Here is an 18300-nt window from a genome sequence, read left to right on the forward strand (position 1 = left end):
AAATGTCTGAAACACAAGATAATACAACATATAGAAAAGCTATTTATAGTGGAACTTTTGATCCTATTACAAATGGTCATTTAGATATTATAAGAAGAGCTTCAAATATCTTTGATGAAGTAATCATTGCAGTTGCAAAAAGTGAAAGAAAAGGACCTATGTTCTCTCATGAAGATAGGGTTAAATTTACTGAAGCATCAACATCTCACATAAAAAATGTAAGAGTTGAAGGTTTTGATACCTTACTTGTAGAGTTTGCTACACAACAAAAAGTAAATACTATTATTAGAGGTTTAAGAGCAGTGTCTGATTTTGAGTATGAACTTCAAATGGGTTATGCAAACTCTTCAATCAATAATAAAATAGAAACTTTATATCTAATGCCTACATTAGAGAATGCCTTTGTTTCATCTACAATTGTAAGAGAAATTATTAGATTTGATGGAAAATTCCAACACCTTGTACCAAAAGAAGTTTTAGAATGTATATAGTAATTGAAGGAATTGACACAGCAGGAAAGTCAACACAACTTGCATTATTACAAGAAAAATATAAAGAAGCTATTTTTACAAAAGAGCCAGGGGGAACACCTATTGGCTCAAAGTTAAGAACTATGGCACTAAATGGTGAAGCAAACTCAAATATTGCAGAAATGTTTCTGTTTTTAGCAGACAGAGCTGAACATATAGAAGAAGTTGTAGTAAAAAATAAAGAAAAAGTTGTAATATCAGATAGGTCAATGATTTCAGGAATTGCCTATGCATCACTTTTTGAATTAGATAAAATGATAGAGTTGAATTTATTAGCAACTAATAACACTTTACCAACTCATGCAATTTTATTAGAGTTATCACCTTCTGAGTTAAAACATAGATTATCTCAAAAACAAAATGATGCTATTGAGCTTAGAGGAATTAACTACTTACTAAACATTCAAAATAGAATGAAAGAAACAATAAAAAAACTTGGAATTAATCATAAGTTTATTGATGCAAGTTTAAGTATAGAAGAAATAGAAAAACAAATAGAGGAATTTTTAAATGGCAAATAAACAAAACAATCAAACTATTCAAAGTCTAAGAGGAATGAAAGATATAGTAAATGATGAGAGCAAACTATTTACATATTTTGTGGATAACGCTTGTGCCATTGCTAAAAAATATGGCTTTTCATATATTGAAACTCCTATTTTAGAAGAGACTGCTTTATTTAAAAGATCAGTGGGTGAAAGTTCTGATATTGTAAACAAAGAGATGTACAACTTTGTTGATAAGGGTGAAAACCATGTTTGTATGAGACCTGAGGGAACAGCAGGTGTTGTAAGACACTTTGTAGAGAAAAAGCTTGATAGAGCTGGTGGAACTCAAAGATGGTACTACTATGGGCCTATGTTTAGATATGAAAGACCACAAAAAGGAAGACTAAGAGAATTTCATCAGTTTGGATGTGAAGTATTTGGAGTTGATTCTGTAATAGAAGATGCAAATATCATTATGATGATAAAAGATATTTTAGATTTCTTTGGTATTGGATTTAAACTTCAATTAAACTCACTAGGTGATCATAACTGTATGCCTCAATATAAAGAGAGTTTAGTTGAGCATTTAAACTCATTTAAAGATGATCTTTGTGAAGATTGTCAAAAAAGAATTGAAACTAATCCTATTAGAGTTTTAGATTGTAAAGTTGAATCTTGTCAAGAAAAACTTGTAGATGCTCCAAAAATTACTCATAACTTATGTGAAGCATGTGATACTGATTTTGAAAAACTAAAAGAGATTTTAGACTTCAATGGTGTAGATTATGAAATAGATACAAACTTAGTTAGAGGTTTAGACTACTACTCTAAAACTGCATTTGAGTTTGTAAGTGATGAAATTGGTGCTCAAAGTGCAATAGCAGGGGGTGGAAGATATGACAGACTTGTAGAGTTTTTAGGTGGAAGACCAACTGCTGGTGTTGGATTTGCTATTGGGATTGAAAGATTACTTGAACTTGTAAAAATGAAAGAAGAAAGAGAAGATGTAGTTTATATTGGTGCTTTAGATGAAGCTTCATTAAATACAGCTATTAAACTTGCTATTCAAAAAAGAAAAACAACAAAGACTTTAATAGAGTATACTCCAAGAGGTTTTGGTAAACACTTTAAACTTGCAGAAAAACAAGGTGCTAATATAGTTGCCCTAATTGGTGAAAAAGAGTTAACTGATGGAACAATATTTGTAAAAGATATTGAAAAAAGAGAAGAAAGTACTATTAAACAAGAGGAATTTTAATATTGAATAATTATGGTATTGATATATGGAGTGATGAGAACTTCATAATTGAAGATGGCTTAGCAAAAGTAAATCATAAGTGCAAGCCATCTTTAATCTCACTTGTAAGACAAATAAGAGAGCAAGATTTTAAAGGTCCCCTACTTTTAAGATTTCCACATATTACAAAAAAACAAATTAGTACTCTTTATGATACTTTTAATAATAGTATTAGTGAGTATAACTACAAAGGAAATTTTAATGCTGTTTTTCCTTTAAAAGTAAATCAGCTTCCAAACTTTGTACATCCTTTGATAAAGAATGGTGAAGAGTTCAATTATGGATTAGAAGCTGGAAGTAAAGCTGAACTTGTAATAGCAATGACTTATAACAATTCAAACTCTCCTATTACAGTAAATGGATTCAAAGATAAAGAGATGATTCATTTAGCTTTTATTGCAAAAAGCAAGGGTCATGATATAACTGTAATCATTGAGGGTCTAAATGAACTTGAAACTATTATTCAAGTACAAAGTGAAACAAACCTTCCTTGTCCAAATATTGGCTTAAGAGTTAGACTTCATAGTGGAGGAAGTGGACTTTGGGCAAAAAGTGGAGGTATAAACTCTAAATTTGGTTTATCTTCTACTGAGATTATTGAAGCCTATGAATTACTTGAAGAAAATAAAATGCTTGAATTCTTAACAATGATTCATTTTCATATTGGCTCAGATATGAATTCAATTAAGCCTTTGAAAAAAGCTTTAAGAGAATCAGGACATATTTATGCAGAACTTAAAAATCTTGGAGCAACTAGCTTAAACAATATTAATATTGGTGGTGGTTTAGCTGTTGAGTACTCTTCTTATGAAAGAACTAGATTTTATTCATTAAGAGAGTTTGCAAGTGATGTTATCTTTACATTAAAAGATATTGCAAAACAAAAAGGCGTTGATGAACCAAATATCTTTACAGAATCAGGAAGATTTATTTCTGCTGGCTCAACTGTTTTAATTACGCCAGTACTTGAGCTATTTTCTTCTGAGTATGATTTAAAGCATTTAAATCTAAAAGAAAACAATCCCCCTTTAATTGCTGAATTAAATGCCCTATATACGGATATGATAAAAAGAACAGCTTATGAGTATATGCATGATGCTATGGATCACATGGAATCACTTTTAACTCTATTTGATTTAGGTTATATAGATTTACAAGATAGATCAAATGCAGAGATTTTAACTCATCAAATTATCAAAAAAGCAATTGCCCTACTTGAAGTTGAAGATTATGAAGATTTAAAAAAGCTTGATGAGAATATTCAAGAAAAATATCTTTTAAACTTTTCTATGTTCCAATCATTACCTGATTATTGGGGAATAGACCAAGAGTTTCCAGTAATGCCTCTAACTCATCTAGATAAAAAGCCTACAAGAAGTGCAAGTTTATGGGATATTACTTGTGATAGTGATGGAGAACTTCCTTTTAACTCACAAAGACCTTTATATCTACATGATGTAAATTTAGAAAAAGAAGATTACTTCTTAGGTTTTTTTAATGTAGGAGCTTATCAGGATACTTTAGGAATGAAACATAACCTATTTTCACAACCAACAGAAGTAAATGTTGTTTTTAAAGAAAATGAGGTAAAACTAGAAAAAATCATAGAATCACAAAAGATTATTGATATTCTTGATGATATTGACTATGATACACGAGATATAAAAGACAGATTAAAAGAAAATTTAGATACTAATACATATCAAATATTAAAAAAATATTTAAATGAGAACAGTTATTTAAAGACGACATGGAGCTAAATCATGAGTGAAGAAAAAAACATACATGAAGAAATAAAAGAAAAAATATTAAAAGAACAAAGTAGTATTAGTCTTTGGCAACAAATAAAAGAAGATTTTTCAGTACCAAAACAAAACGACCCTGCACTTAATTCAAACTTTGAACTATTTTTAAATTACCCAGGTGTTTGGGCTATAGTAAATCACAGAATTGCAAATAGACTATACAACAAAGGTTGGACTAAACTTTCAAGATTTATTTCAGGAATCGGTTCACTATTTACAAAAACAGATATACATCCTGCTGCAACTATTGGAAGAAGAGTATTTATTGACCATGCTATTGGTGTAGTTATTGGTGCAACTTGTGTGATTGAAGAAGATGTATTAATCTACCAAGGTGTAACACTTGGTGGAGTAAGTCTTGATAAAGGAAAAAGACACCCTACTGTAAAAGCAAATGCTGTTATAGGAAGTGGAGCAAAGGTTTTAGGAAATATCATAATTGGTAAAAACTCAAAAGTTGGAGCAAACTCTGTTGTAGTTTGTGATGTACCAAAAAACTCAACAGCAGTTGGAGTTCCTGCTAAAATTATCAAAAAAGATAATAAAAACTGCAAGCTTGCACATGGTGACTTACCTGATATTAATAAAGAAATGTTTAAGTACCTTATTGAAAGAATTCATGTTCTAGAAGTTGCACTAAAAGAACAAGATGGAATTGATGTAAGTGACAAAGATAAAAAACTTGAAGAAGACTATAATAAGTTCATAAATGCAATGAACTCAATAAAAAAGAAATAATATGTTTGAATTAGCATCTTTTGGAATATTAACTGGGTTTATATCAGGTTTCTTTGGTGTAGGTGGAGGAATGATTCTTATACCTATGCTTTTAGTATCTGGTTTTGTGATGAAAGAAGCTATTGCTATTTCAATTATGCAAATGGTTTTTTCATCAATCTATGGCTCTTTTTTAAATACAAGAAAAGCCAAAAATATTCTAAAAGATGGTCTGATAATAGGAATCGGTGGATTTGTAGGAGGCTTACAAAGTGGCTTTATAGTTTCAAATGTATCAAATCTTACATTACAATATTTATTTATAGCTATATTAATTTTCTCAATTATAAAAATATTTATAGCTCCTGCTGAAAATAAAGGCGAAACACAAGAAAAAAGTAAACTAACACTTTTTGTAATTGGTTTTATTACAGGAATTATTGCGATGAGTATAGGTGTTGGAGGAGCTGTTCTTTTAACTCCAATCTTAGTTGGCTTTTTAAACTATGATTTAAAAGCTGCAACTGCTCTTGGTCTATTTTTTGTAATCTTCTCATCAGTTGCAGGATTTACATCTTTATCTTTAAATGGTCATATGCTTTTTACGGAAGGTGCTATAGTTGGACTTGCTTCACTTGTGGGTGTTTACTTTGGAATCAAAGTAAAAAACATGGTTCATTCAAACTCATATAAAAAGTATATTCTTTTACTAAATACAATTATTTTAATTGTAATGTTGTATAAAACTTTATAAATTTAATAAAAAATTTGATTTGTAAACTACTTTTCAGTACTATTCGTAATAAATAAAATATAAGGTTTAATTTGAAAAATAACTTTTTGAAGTTTATTGTTGAGAATAGTAGTGATATAGCTTATGAAATCGATTTAAAAACTAGAAAAATAAAATGGTATAAAGATATAAACACTATATTAGAGTACGAAAAAGAGAAGAATCTTAGTAATATAGACTCTTTTATTGAAATTATTAAAAAAAATCATCAAAAATACTTTTTAGAAAAAATTGACTCTAAAGATAATGAACAAAAAGAAATCAAATACAAAATTAAGAAAAATAATAAAGACTATCAAGAGTGGATAGATACTTTTATAAAAGTAGAAAATAAAATATATGGTATTTGTAAAATCAACTATAAAAAATTATCTGTTGAATTAAAAAAGAGTAAAAAAAGATACCAAAAACTTTTTGAAGCAAATAAAATACCTGTACTTGTAACCTCACTTAAAACAGGTAAATTAGTTAAAGTAAATAAAGCTGCTAATAAATTTTATGGATATACAAATAAAGAGTTTAAAAAGCTACATATTACAGATATAAATACACTTCCTTTTGATGAGATAAGAAGTGAAGTTTCAAAATCTTTAAATGGTGACAAAGATTGTTTTAACTTCAAACATAAGATTAAAAGTGGAAGAGTAATAGATGTTGAAGTTTATACAGGACCTATATCTTTAAAAAATGAAGATCTTTTATACTCTATAGTTTTTGATATTACAAAAAGAAAACAAGCCTTAAAAAAACTAAAACTATCTGATACTATTTATGAAAATACTAAAGAGGGAATTTTTATTACAGATTTAGATACAAGAATTTTATCTGTAAATAAAGCCTTTGAAGATATTACAGGATACAAAGAAGAAGAAGTAGTAAATAAAAAAGTAAGTATCTTAAAATCAAACAAACACTCAAAAGCCTTTTATAATAACCTATGGGGTTCAATAAAGTCAAAAGGTTCATGGGAAGGCGAGATTATAAACAGAAATAAAAGAGGTAACTTCTTCCATCAATGGGTTACAATAAATAGTGTTTATGATGATAATAACAAGCCTACAAACTACATCTCTGTATTTACAGATTTTACAAAACTAAAAGAACAAGAACAGCTTTTAAGAGAAAAAGATAAAATCATGTTCCAACAATCAAAGATGGCTTCAATGGGTGAAATGCTAAAAAACATAGCTCACCAATGGAGACAGCCTTTATCAGTTATAACCTCATCAGCCTCAGGTCTAAAACTTAAAAAAGAGTTTGGGATGCTAAGTGATGAAGACTTTAATGAATTTGCAGAAGGTATTTTAAAATCAGCAACATACCTTTCTCAAACAATAGATGATTTTTCAAACTACTTCAAAAATAGTTCAGACCAAGAAGTGTTTTTAGTAAATGATGTTATTGAAAAAGCTATTCAGTTAACAGATTCATCTTTAAAAAGTTGGGATATAAGTGTAAATACAAACTTTAAAAAAGATTGTGAGATATTTGGAATTAAAAATGAACTAATCCAAGTTCTACTAAACATCATAAATAACTCAAAAGATGCCTACAAAAATCAGAAAGACATAAAAAAAGTAATTGAGATTGAAACAAAAGAAGAATTATTAAACTCAAGTATTACAATAAAAGATTTTGCAGGTGGAATCGATGAGGGAATTTTAGACAAAATCTTCGAGCCATACTTTACTACAAAACATCAAAGCCAAGGAACAGGAATAGGACTTTATATGTCTAAACAAATTGTTGAAGATAGATTAAATGGTTCTATAAATGTGGAAAATATATATGAAGAGAATAAAAAAGGTGTAATGTTTAAAATACTTATTCCTATAAATGAGAATAAATAAACTGCTTGTTTAATAAGTGGTTTATTTTTTTATTAAAGCATCTTAAAGTATCAGGTGTTGAATTGTTAATTTGATTTTCTAAAAGTGAAAGTTTATAAACTAAAGATGATTAGTTATTTTACTAATCATCTCCTTTTATTTAATAGTTACTTTTTTTCCCAACACCTGGTGCATCACCAATTTTATGAAATGACTTTTTAGAATCCCAATCAATTCTAGTTTTTTGAGCATCTTTATATTGTATGAAAAAGTCACCTGATTGACAAGAGTAAATAGCTTCATAGTTAGAAATATCAGTTTTAACACATTTTTCTAAATGTTTTGGTGTTACTGTAGTGTTGTTTGCAAGCATCACACTAGAGATAAATAATGATGATAATAATATTTTTTTCATAAAGGTCCTTTAATAATTTTCATGAATAATATATTAATTATTTTTAAAACATGCTTAAATTATTACAATATTATTAAAGTACTACAAAGATTCAGTCGCCACCCTAAAATAACTTCAAAATTTTTCATTTTAAAATTATACAAATAGTTTTTTCTCTAATTCTTCAAACATATTTTCATGTGAGATAGTTTTATTATTTTCAAAATTACAAGGGATCAGGTCATGAATTTCCACTTTTTATAATTTTTGATATTGTAGAACTAGAAAGCCCTAAATATTTTGATATTTCGCTTTGTTTATATCCATCGTTAAATGCTTCTATTATAAACTTATCTCTTTCATCTTTAGTATTTACATTTTTGAAGTATTCATTTAATGTTTTTATTTTCTCTTTTTGTACTAAATTGTCTTCAATTTTGAACTTTTCTTTATGTAATTTTTCTATTGATTTAACTTCTCTTTCTGAAATCGGAATACTTAAATACATAGCTAGTTCTTTTACACTAAAGTTTTCTAATACAAAAGATTTTTTACAACAAGAAAGAAGATTGTTATTTAACATTGTAAAAGAAGATGAATAAGGGTATTGACCTATTCTTTTTGTCATATTTACTTTTACAGGATTTGATTCTATATATTTAAAAAGAATATATAAATAGTCTTCATCTAAGACATACCAAGATTTAAACCCATCTTGCCAAAGATGACCTACTCTTTTGTATTTTTTATTGTAATAACTTGCATACTTTGAATTTATCTGTCTCATAGCCAATGATAAGTTTTCTAACTTATTCTCTACTAAAAGATGGTAATGATTATCCATAATACAATAAGAATGAACAACCAACTTATATTTGTGCGCTGTTTCATTTACAATCTCTAAAAACTTGTCTTTATCTTTGTAGTTTTGTAAAATATATTTTCTTTCAACTGCTCTATTATATACGTGGTGATAACCTGCTAATTCTATTCTTGGTCTTCTTGGCATTCTATATTCCTTTTTTACATTATAGCATATTAATAACTTTTTACATTATATATATCACTATAGCTTGCTACTTAATTTTAGAATTCATAGAAAATATTGAATTTTTAAATAGTTTTTTATATAAATTAGTTGTGTTAGTTTTAATATTTTCAATTTTAGCAGTTGAGTTATATTTTTATCAAGAACTGAAAATTGAGGGATAGGTGTTGAATTGAAAATTTGACTTTTTTAAAAGTGGAAATTCATGACCTGACCCCTATTTAAAAGCGGTAGTTAATAAATGGCTACCATGGATTATTATTCTTTTTCTGATTGATTCATAGGCTTATTCTATAGCATAATCTCCTAAGAAAAAAAATGCTAACATATATTATAAATCATGGATATACTTCCAAAAGGTTAACATTGAAAATTATAATAGTTTTTTTATTAGTAATAAGCACTTTATATTCAAATATAATTATAGACAATGATATTCGTAAAAAAGACAATTTCACTCTAGAAATGTTTTACGATGATTCTAAAAAACTTACAATTGAAACCCTTCAAAATAAAACATTTAAAAAAATACCGAGTCAATTTACTTTTGGACATAAAAGAGGTAATTTTTGGTTCAAATTTACAATTGAGAATCATAGCACTAGTAAAGATTTTATTTTAAATTTCAGCGAACCATATTATGAAGAAATGAGTCTTTACAAAAAGGTAAATAACTATTGGGTAGAAGAGAAAAATGGTTTAATAAAACCTTTAAAGCAACGAGATGTTTTAAACCACAATCCAAGTTTTGAGCTAAAAATAAAACCAAATCAAATCAAAACTTTTTATGTAAAATCAAACTCTAAATTGACTACATCAGGAGAATTTGAAATATATAAAAAAAAGTATTTCAATTCTATACATGGTTATTATCATGATAATTTATATATGTTTTACTTTGGGATACTCTTTATTATTACAATAATAAACTTATTTATTTATTTTAGATTAAAAGAGAATATTTATCTTTATTACAGTGGATACACGTTTTTTTATCTTCTATGGGTTAGTGCTTATAGTGGGTTGATTTTATATACTCCGTTAGAAGAGTACTACTATAATTTTCTTATGGTTACACCTATGTTTATTATGTTCTTGATTCTTTTTTCATCTGAATTTTTAAATGTAGAAAAATATTTACCAAAAATCTATAAACCTTTAAATATCTTTGGATATATTTTTGGGGTGTTAGCACTTCTAATAGCTTTTAGTTTTGAACCTTGGTTTGAAATCATGAATAAATTAGCTTCTGTATTATTTTTAGTTTTATTCTCGGTAGCTATTTATATTCTAAGAAAAAAGAATAATACAAACACAAAATATTATCTTTTTGCTATGAGTATTTACATGATAACAATTTCATTAATGTCTGCAATGGTAAATGGCTGGATTGAAAATAATGACATCAATAGATACTCTTTCTTATATGGATCAATTTTTGAAATATTGTTTTTTACAATGTTTCTTGTAAATCGATTTTATGTATTTCAAAATGAAAAACTTACTATACAAAAAGAACTGTTAGAGTTGAAAGATAAAAATGAGATTATTTTAGAGGCAAAAGTACAAGACAGAACAAATAGCTTAACAATTGCAAATGAGGAGCTGAACCATTTAATGCAAGAAAAAGAATTGTTACTCAAAGACTTAAAACTACTTGCAATTACTGATTCAATGACAAAGTTATATAACAGAAGATATTTTACTGAAGTATCAGAAAATATTGTATCTTTATCTAGAAGAAAAAAAGAACTATTATCAATAATTATGATTGATATTGATAAGTTTAAAAATATTAATGATACATACGGACACCAATTTGGTGATGATGTGATAATATTATTATCAAATATACTTATTAAGAGTCAAAGAAAGAGTGATATTGTTTGTAGATATGGGGGAGAAGAATTTGCAATATTACTTCCTGATACCTCACTTAATTCAGCGGTAGCTGTAGCAGAAAAAATACGCCTACTTGTAGAATCATCAAGTATTACTCTTTTATCAAAAAAAGATTTTCATTTTACTATAAGTTCAGGTGTATCTCAAGTAAACCTAGAAAGTGAAAATAGTGTTGAAACTGCTTTAAAACGAGCTGACAATGCACTCTATCAAGCTAAAAATAGTGGTCGTAACAAAGTTTGTATATGATAAGTTTACAATGGTTCCTTTTTTACTAAAAAAAGGTACAGGTATTGAATTGTGAATTTTAAAGAGTGGAAATTCATAACCTCTCCCTTATTTACTAAATATTGACTTTCTAAATACTTTTTAGTATAATTAAACTAATTTATACAATACATTGAAACTCTTGTAGGAGTGACTACCTACTAGATTTACACTGAAGGTAAGGGTAAAACCTTACCTTTTTTTTTGCGGGTAGTGTTGGGTGGGAGTGTTCATTGAAAGGAGTTTCAATGTTGTATAAATTAGTAGTGTTAATTTTAATATTTTCAGTTTTAGCAATTGAATTATATTAATAAAAGGGGGAATTAGTCACTCCCCTGTCACTACTTCACTCAACAAATAATTTATAACCCCTTTATTTTTAAAATACTCTAACTCTAAATCATTTAGAAGTTTTACTTGAACTTCTATGATTTCAAGCTCATCAAATCTTTTTATTTTTATTTCTATTTTGCTATTTGAAGTTATATTTTCACAATCTATTGAAATAGTTTCATGACCTTTTAGTTTTAAACTTTCAATATCATCCTCTATAAAACATAAAGGAAGAATTCCCATTTTTACTAAGTCTGCTCTATGTTCTTCATCAAAAGATTTTGCAATCACACAGTTTACTCCTAAAAGCTTTGTAGCTTTAGCAGCCCAATCTGTAGACTCTCCTAGTCCATAGTTTTGCCCTGCTATTAAAACTAAATCATGGTTTTGCTCTTTCATTCTATGGCAAAACTCATATATTGGTAAAACTTCATAAGAGTCAAAGTCTTTTGTATATCCACCCTCTTTTGGTAACACCATCTTATTTTTTACACTTATATTTGAAAATGCCCCTCTTTTTAACAACTCACTATTTGATCTTCGTTTAGAAAAAGTATTAAATTCATCAGGTCGTAAACCCTTATCAAGTAAATAAAACGCAGCAGGAGAGTATGGTGGGATATTTCCACTAGGTGAGATAAGTTCACTTTCCATATTATCACCCAATAAAGCCACTATTTTTGCATCTTTTATTTCTAAGTTTTCTTTATCTATTATATGATAATCAGATTTTTGAATATAACTAGACTCATCATTCCAAGGGTAAGTTTCACTTTCTTTACACTCAATACCTTGCCAATACTCATCACCTTTAAATACATCCTTATAAACATTTTCATACATTTGGCTACTTATTTTTGATAAGTAGTCATTTACTTCTGAGATACTAGGCCATAAATCACTTAAAAATATATCTGTATTAATAGGCTCTTTTGTAACTGAAAAATTCATATTTCCTTTTAAACAATAAGCCACAACTAAAGCAGGAGACATTAACCAATTTGATCTTACTTGATCCCTTGATAAGCTTTCTAAATCAACTCCTGAATTTACAGATGATACATTTAGGTTAAACTTTTGGATATCTAAAACAACACTTTCTCTTAGCTCGTGGGTGTCACTTGCTAAATCTAAACTATTTATATCAACTATTTTAAAACCTAATTGCTCAAAATACTTCAATAAATCCAACTCTTCTAAATAGTTCTTTATTACAAGTGAGCCTAAAGTTAAACTTCTTTTGATGTTTTTATTTATTGTAAGATTTAGCATACAAGCTTTTTTTGCAAGCAAGCCTGCTTGAATTAGTAAAGTAGGATTTGAAGTTAAAGTACATGAAACAATATTTGCTAAAACTATATCATTGTCTTTTACAAAGTTTCCTATTTTAAAAGATTGAAGTTTTGAGGGTACATGCTCAACTGTTACTCTTTGCTCTTCACTTTTAGGTCCAGAAACTAAGGGTTTTATTTTTGAAAGTTCAAATATAAACTTTTTATCATAATCAAAGTCCCAAATATCTATAGAGTTATTAAATAAACCTTGCTTTTGAAAATAAGTTTTTATTAAAGTAGCGTCAACACCTCTTGTTTTCTCAATAAAATCAATTGTATTATTATCAATACAAAAGTATCCACAAGCAGCTCCACACTCAACAACTATTTGTGATAAATATGCCCTATCTTCAACTGAAATATTTTTTATTCCAGGTCCAAAAAACTCTATTATGGTATCACTTAAATCATCTTTTTCTAAAAGAGTTGATAGATTTAGTGTTGCATCTAAGATACTAACCCCTTGGGCTAGTGAACCAACAACCTCAACTCCTATTACTTTTGGAATGTGCATTTTTACTTTTGGCTCTAAAATAACACCTTGAGTTTCCAAAGTATTTAACTTCCAAGCTAAAATACCTAAAGAGTTTGTCATCGTAGCATTAAAATCAGTTCCAACAACACTTTCAGGGCATAAAAATATTTTCTCTTCTGAAGCTTTTACATCAAGCATAGTTACTAAGTGTTCTAAATTTACTTGATGATAAATACCAAAGCCAGGGGGAACTACTGTTAAGTTTTCATATCTATTTTCACACCATTTTATAAAGTGATGTCTTTGTTTGTTTCTTTGCATAGATTTATCTTGATTATCATCTACACTATCTTTTACAACTAAGTCTAAAGGAATTTTTGGTTTTACAAAATCTTTATTTTCTAAATTTTGCCTATCTTCATTTAGTGAACTTAAATCAACTAAAACAGGAACTCCATAATAATCATCCATTATTGCTCTATTTGGATAAAAGCTAATTCTTCTAAAACTATTTCTTTTTATAAAAGCATCAAGAATATAGTTTAAGTTCTCTTCTTGTTCATTTCTGATATTAGCTTCTAAAAGCAGTTTCAAACTAGCAGGCAGTCTTCTTAAAGATAAATCAGAGTCAATTATCTTTTTTAAGTCATAATAAAAAAAAGTATTGCCATTAAACTCAAAACTACTTATAAACTTATTCAAGAGTATTCCTTAAATTACTATATATTATTAATATTAAGATAACTAAGTTATGGTTAATAACTATTTAAAAATAGTAAATAAACTTGAGTAAAGAAAGATAATAAAGAAAAAAGATGCAAGAACTATCAAAACATCAATTAAGATTTTTTTATTTTCTTCTTTTCTTGTGGATGAAGTATAAAGTTTTTTTATAAAGTTTTGATTTTCTTCTTCTTGTTGTATTTTTAAACTATTTATTTTTCCCAAAGAAGTGTAAGAAATAGTTTTGAGTAAAGCTATCCAAAATGCTAATATCATAGGTAAAAGTAGCCAATCTTGTTTAAAAAAGGCTATCAAAAAAGAGCCTGTAAAACCTGTGATATAAAAATAGATTACTGTATTATATGAAAAATAGTAATTTCTTCTTAAAAAGAAAAACATACTAAAGCATACAAGCATTAAAATAGAGCTAATACCTACTGCTTTATAAGTGGAGTAATCCAAAATTTGAAAAATTGCAATTGTTAATGGCACCATTGCTATTAAGGCATAAGGCCATTGTATCTTAGTGTTTAAATTCATTTTAAGCCATTCTTTTATTATTTACTATTATATATTTTATTTTATAAAACTTCCTTTATCGATAATTATACATATGTATCATATAATACTAGCTTCAAAAATTCAAAGGTTATATTTATGCAAGATACTATTAAGATTTTTAACGCAAAAGAAAACAATTTAAAAAATATAGATTTAGAGATACCAAAAAATAAGCTTATTGTATTTACAGGACTTTCAGGGTCTGGTAAATCTACACTAGCTTTTGATACATTATACGCAGAAGGTCAAAGACGATATATAGAGTCACTATCAGCATATGCAAGACAGTTCTTAGACAAGGTTGGGAAACCCGATGTTGAAAGAATTGAGGGATTAACTCCTGCAATTGCTATTGATCAAAAGACAACATCAAAAAACCCAAGATCAACAGTCGGAACGATTACAGAAGTTTATGATTACTTTAGACTTTTATATGCAAGAGTTGGGAAACAACACTGTCACCAGTGTGGAGAGCCTATTTCAGAGATGAGTGCTTCTGATATTATTGAGCAAGTTTTAAAACTACCTGATAATTCAAAAGTAGTTTTATTAGCTCCTTTGATTAATAGAAAAAAAGGTACATTTGCTGATTTACTAGAAAGTCTTAGAGGAAAAGGTTATGTAAGAGCCATGATTGATGGCGTTATGGCTAGACTTGATGAAGATATAGAACTAGAAAAAAATAAAATGCACACTATTAAAGTAGTAATTGATAGAGTTGTAGTAAAAGAAGAAAATAAAGAAAGAATTGCCCAAGATGTAGAAAAAGGTCTAAAAGAGTCTTATGGAGAACTTGAAATTGAAGTTTTAAATCATGAAGATGTTGGAGTAGAGAAACATATACATTATAGTGAACACATGGCATGTTTTTCTTGTAAAATCTCTTTTGAACCACTAGAGCCTTTATCATTCTCATTTAACTCACCAAAAGGAGCTTGTACTTCTTGTGATGGTTTAGGAATAAGATATGCTTTAGATATGAAAAAAGTTGTAAATGAAGATTTACCTTTAGAAGATGGAGCTATTAGAATTATCTATGGCTTTAATAAAGGTTTTTATTTCAAAATGCTTATAGCTTATTGTGAAGCTGCAAAGATTGACACTACTATTCCTTTTAGAGACTTACCACAACATCAACAAAAAGCTGTTTTACATGGTGGAGTTGAAGAAGCTAAATTTACTTGGAAAAGACACAATCTTACTAGAAAATGGGAAGGTATAGTAAAATTAGCCTATGACATGATAAAAGATGAAAAAGATATGGCTGAATATATGACTGAAAAAGTTTGTGACTCATGTAATGGAAATAGACTAAAGCCCTCTTCTCAAAGTGTTATTGTTGCAGATAAAACAATAGGTGATGTTATAAATAAACCTATTGAAGAAGCCCATGCCTTTTTCCAAGATGAAAAAAACTTTGAATACTTCAATCCTCAAGAAAAAATGATTGCAGCACCGATTTTAAAAGAGATAAAAGAGAGAATTTTCTTCTTACATGATGTAGGACTTGGATATATTACTTTAGGAAGAGATGCAAGGACTATTTCAGGTGGCGAAGCCCAAAGAATTAGAGTTGCTTCTCAGATTGGTTCTGGTCTTACAGGTGTTATGTATGTGCTTGATGAACCTTCAATTGGTTTACACGAAAGAGATACAAATAAACTTATTAAAACACTAAAAGCCTTACAAGAAAAAGGTAATACTGTAATAGTAGTTGAGCATGACAAAGAGACTATTGAAGCTTCTGATTTTATAGTTGATATTGGTCCAAATGCTGGTAAATATGGTGGAGAGGTTGTATTTGCTGGTACTTTAAAACAAATGCAAAAAGCCAAAACTTTAACAGCCCAATATATGACTGGAAAGAAAAAGATAGATTATGTTCATAATAGACCACAAGAAGAGTTTATTAAAATCAAAAATGTAACTATTAATAATATTAAAGATTTAGATGTTCAAATTCCACTTAAAAATCTTTGTGCTATTACAGGGGTTTCGGGAAGTGGTAAATCATCTCTTATATTACAAACACTTTTACCAGTTGCAAAAGAGCTTTTAAATCATGCTAAAAAAGTTAAAAAAGTTGATGGTGTAGAAATTGAAGGTTTAGAAAGTCTTGATAAAGTAATCTACCTTGACCAAAGTCCTATTGGAAGAACTCCAAGAAGTAATCCAGCAACTTATACAGGTCTTATGGATGAAATAAGAACACTATTTTCTAAAACAAAAGAAGCACAACTTAGAGGTTATAAAATAGGAAGATTCTCATTTAATGTTAAAGGCGGAAGATGTGAGAAGTGTCAAGGTGAAGGTGAAATAAAAATCGAAATGCACTTCTTACCAGATATTATGGTTAAGTGTGATGATTGTGGTGGTCAAAGATATAACCCTCAAACTTTAGAGATTTTATATAAAGGTAAAAATATATCTGATGTTTTAAATATGAGTGTTAGTGAAGCCTTAGAATTCTTTGTAAAAGTACCTAAAATTCATGCTAAACTAAAAACATTAACAGATGTAGGTCTTGGATATATTACTTTAGGTCAAAATGCAGTAACACTATCAGGTGGTGAGGCTCAAAGAATTAAACTATCAAAAGAGTTAAGTAAAAAAGATACAGGAAATACATTATATGTATTAGATGAACCAACTACTGGTCTTCACTTTGCTGATGTTGATAGACTTACAAAAGTTTTACACCATTTAGTTGATTTAGGAAACTCTGTATTAGTTATTGAGCATAATTTAGATGTTGTTAAAAACTCTGACTGGGTTATTGATATAGGACCTGAGGGTGGTAATAAAGGTGGTTCACTTGTGGATGAGGGAACACCTGAACAATTAGCTTCAAGACATAAAAAAACTGGCTCTTATACAGGATACTATTTAGAAAAAGAACTTGAAGAAATGAAAAGATAATGAAAATAGATTATTCAGTATTTAATCAAAAAACAGCAATAGATAGATTTATCTTTGCTGTTGAAGAGGGTTATTATAGAGAAGCCCATGAACTTCTTGAAGATGATTGGAATGAATATAAAAGATTAGGTTTAAAGAAAAAAGCTTTAGCACTTAAAGGTTTAATAAATGGTGCAACAGCACTTGCTTTGTTTCATATCAAAAAAAGACCCCATGCTTATGCAAAAGTATGGCCTGTTTTTATAAAATACATGCCTTTATTAGAAGAAGTTGAGTTGGAAAATAAAGATAAGTTTTATTATGCAAGAGATTTATTAATAAAACTTAATAAAAAAATAGAAAATAAAAGCCAAGCTATTTTAGCTTGACTTTTATGAAGCACTCTCTTTAGCTTGATTCATTAAAAAAGCTTTTAATTTCATCATATCTTCTGTAGGAAACTGATTTTCAGACTCCCCTCTTTGTGTTCTCACATAAAAATCTTTTGAAGAACTATTAAATCCAAAGTTCATATTAGTTAATGTATATTCATAACTATTAGATGCTGTTTCATTTTTTGCTTTTTCAACTTGCGCAGCTTCACCTGCTTTTAAGAACTCTTCTCTTCTAAGCTCAGATAAATTGTTTCTTTCACCAAGTTTTGAAGTTTGAGTTGAGGCATGTACTTGTTCTAATTCAATTGTTTTATTGTCCCTAAATTGGTCAATATTTGATATTAATCCATATTCCATAACATACTCCTTTTATTAAAACTCGCTTAATAAATTTATTATACACAATTATGCTTATGTTTGTCAAAAATTAAGTTTATTTTGATATGATTAGTTACTATTTTTTTTAATTTAAAGGAGTCTTTATTGGAAGATAATTCCCCGAGGTGCAGTT

At 28.2% G+C, this 18300-nt stretch carries 15 protein-coding genes; 10 read left to right on the forward strand and 5 right to left on the reverse strand.

Annotation, left to right across the window (positions count from 1 at the left end; all coding sequences use genetic code 11):
* Nucleotides 1-2 precede the first annotated feature (2 nt).
* From coaD to NJU99_RS09425, 7 genes are all read left to right on the forward strand, one after another.
* Entirely contained in the window at nt 3-491 is a 489-nt protein-coding gene (gene coaD, locus NJU99_RS09395; RefSeq protein ID WP_254575661.1) for a pantetheine-phosphate adenylyltransferase, read from the forward strand.
* The gene (gene tmk / locus NJU99_RS09400; protein ID WP_254575662.1) at nt 482-1051 is read left to right on the forward strand and encodes a dTMP kinase; all 570 of its coding nucleotides are present in this window, start codon (nt 482-484) and stop codon (nt 1049-1051) included. The genes coaD and tmk overlap by 10 nt, the downstream gene beginning before the upstream one ends.
* A complete protein-coding gene (hisS, locus tag NJU99_RS09405; protein ID WP_254575663.1) occupies nt 1041-2276 on the forward strand; it encodes a histidine--tRNA ligase in 1236 nt (411 codons plus the stop codon). The genes tmk and hisS overlap by 11 nt, the downstream gene beginning before the upstream one ends.
* Nucleotides 2276-4075, forward strand: coding sequence for a biosynthetic arginine decarboxylase (gene speA, locus NJU99_RS09410; protein WP_254578093.1), 1800 nt, complete (start codon nt 2276-2278; stop codon nt 4073-4075). Before hisS ends, speA begins: the two co-directional genes overlap by 1 nt.
* Before the next feature lie 66 nt (nt 4076-4141).
* Nucleotides 4142-4858 (forward strand): serine O-acetyltransferase, encoded by a 717-nt coding sequence (gene cysE, locus NJU99_RS09415; protein WP_254578094.1) that lies wholly within the window; start codon nt 4142-4144, stop codon nt 4856-4858.
* Between the two features lies 1 nt (nt 4859).
* A complete protein-coding gene (locus NJU99_RS09420) occupies nt 4860-5591 on the forward strand; it encodes a sulfite exporter TauE/SafE family protein (RefSeq protein ID WP_254575664.1) in 732 nt (243 codons plus the stop codon).
* Between the two features lie 71 nt (nt 5592-5662).
* Nucleotides 5663-7480, forward strand: coding sequence for a sensor histidine kinase (locus NJU99_RS09425; RefSeq protein WP_254575665.1), 1818 nt, complete (start codon nt 5663-5665; stop codon nt 7478-7480).
* A 139-nt stretch (nt 7481-7619) separates the two neighbouring features.
* On the opposite strand, the gene NJU99_RS09430 is transcribed toward NJU99_RS09425, so the two are convergent.
* Together NJU99_RS09430 and NJU99_RS09435 are read right to left on the reverse strand one after the other, a co-directional pair.
* Entirely contained in the window at nt 7620-7874 is a 255-nt protein-coding gene (locus NJU99_RS09430; protein ID WP_254575666.1) for a hypothetical protein, read from the reverse strand.
* 220 nt (nt 7875-8094) lie between these two features.
* Complete coding sequence (locus tag NJU99_RS09435; RefSeq protein WP_254575667.1) at nt 8095-8862, reverse strand: transposase; 768 nt, start codon at nt 8860-8862, stop codon at nt 8095-8097.
* A 405-nt stretch (nt 8863-9267) separates the two neighbouring features.
* On the opposite strand from NJU99_RS09435, the gene NJU99_RS09440 reads away from it, so the two are divergent.
* Nucleotides 9268-11052, forward strand: coding sequence for a sensor domain-containing diguanylate cyclase (locus NJU99_RS09440; protein ID WP_254575668.1), 1785 nt, complete (start codon nt 9268-9270; stop codon nt 11050-11052).
* Nucleotides 11053-11397: 345 nt separating this feature from the next.
* Here NJU99_RS09440 and acnA read toward each other — a convergent pair whose 3' ends face one another.
* Nucleotides 11398-13914 carry an aconitate hydratase AcnA gene (gene acnA, locus NJU99_RS09445; RefSeq protein WP_254575669.1) on the reverse strand — a complete coding sequence of 839 codons (2517 nt, stop codon included), beginning with the start codon at nt 13912-13914 and terminating at the stop codon, nt 11398-11400.
* Between the two features lie 60 nt (nt 13915-13974).
* Nucleotides 13975-14475 carry a hypothetical protein gene (locus NJU99_RS09450; protein ID WP_254575670.1) on the reverse strand — a complete coding sequence of 167 codons (501 nt, stop codon included), beginning with the start codon at nt 14473-14475 and terminating at the stop codon, nt 13975-13977.
* Nucleotides 14476-14592: 117 nt separating this feature from the next.
* On the opposite strand from NJU99_RS09450, the gene uvrA reads away from it, so the two are divergent.
* Together uvrA and NJU99_RS09460 are read left to right on the forward strand one after the other, a co-directional pair.
* The gene (uvrA, locus tag NJU99_RS09455) at nt 14593-17415 is read left to right on the forward strand and encodes an excinuclease ABC subunit UvrA (protein WP_254575671.1); all 2823 of its coding nucleotides are present in this window, start codon (nt 14593-14595) and stop codon (nt 17413-17415) included.
* A complete protein-coding gene (locus NJU99_RS09460) occupies nt 17415-17783 on the forward strand; it encodes a DUF309 domain-containing protein (RefSeq protein ID WP_254575672.1) in 369 nt (122 codons plus the stop codon). Before uvrA ends, NJU99_RS09460 begins: the two co-directional genes overlap by 1 nt.
* 3 nt (nt 17784-17786) lie before the next feature.
* On the opposite strand, the gene NJU99_RS09465 is transcribed toward NJU99_RS09460, so the two are convergent.
* A complete protein-coding gene (locus NJU99_RS09465) occupies nt 17787-18146 on the reverse strand; it encodes a hypothetical protein (protein WP_254575673.1) in 360 nt (119 codons plus the stop codon).
* Nucleotides 18147-18300 lie beyond the last annotated feature (154 nt).

Source organism: Arcobacter roscoffensis (genome assembly GCF_024267655.1).
Classification (GTDB): domain Bacteria; phylum Campylobacterota; class Campylobacteria; order Campylobacterales; family Arcobacteraceae; genus Arcobacter_B; species Arcobacter_B roscoffensis.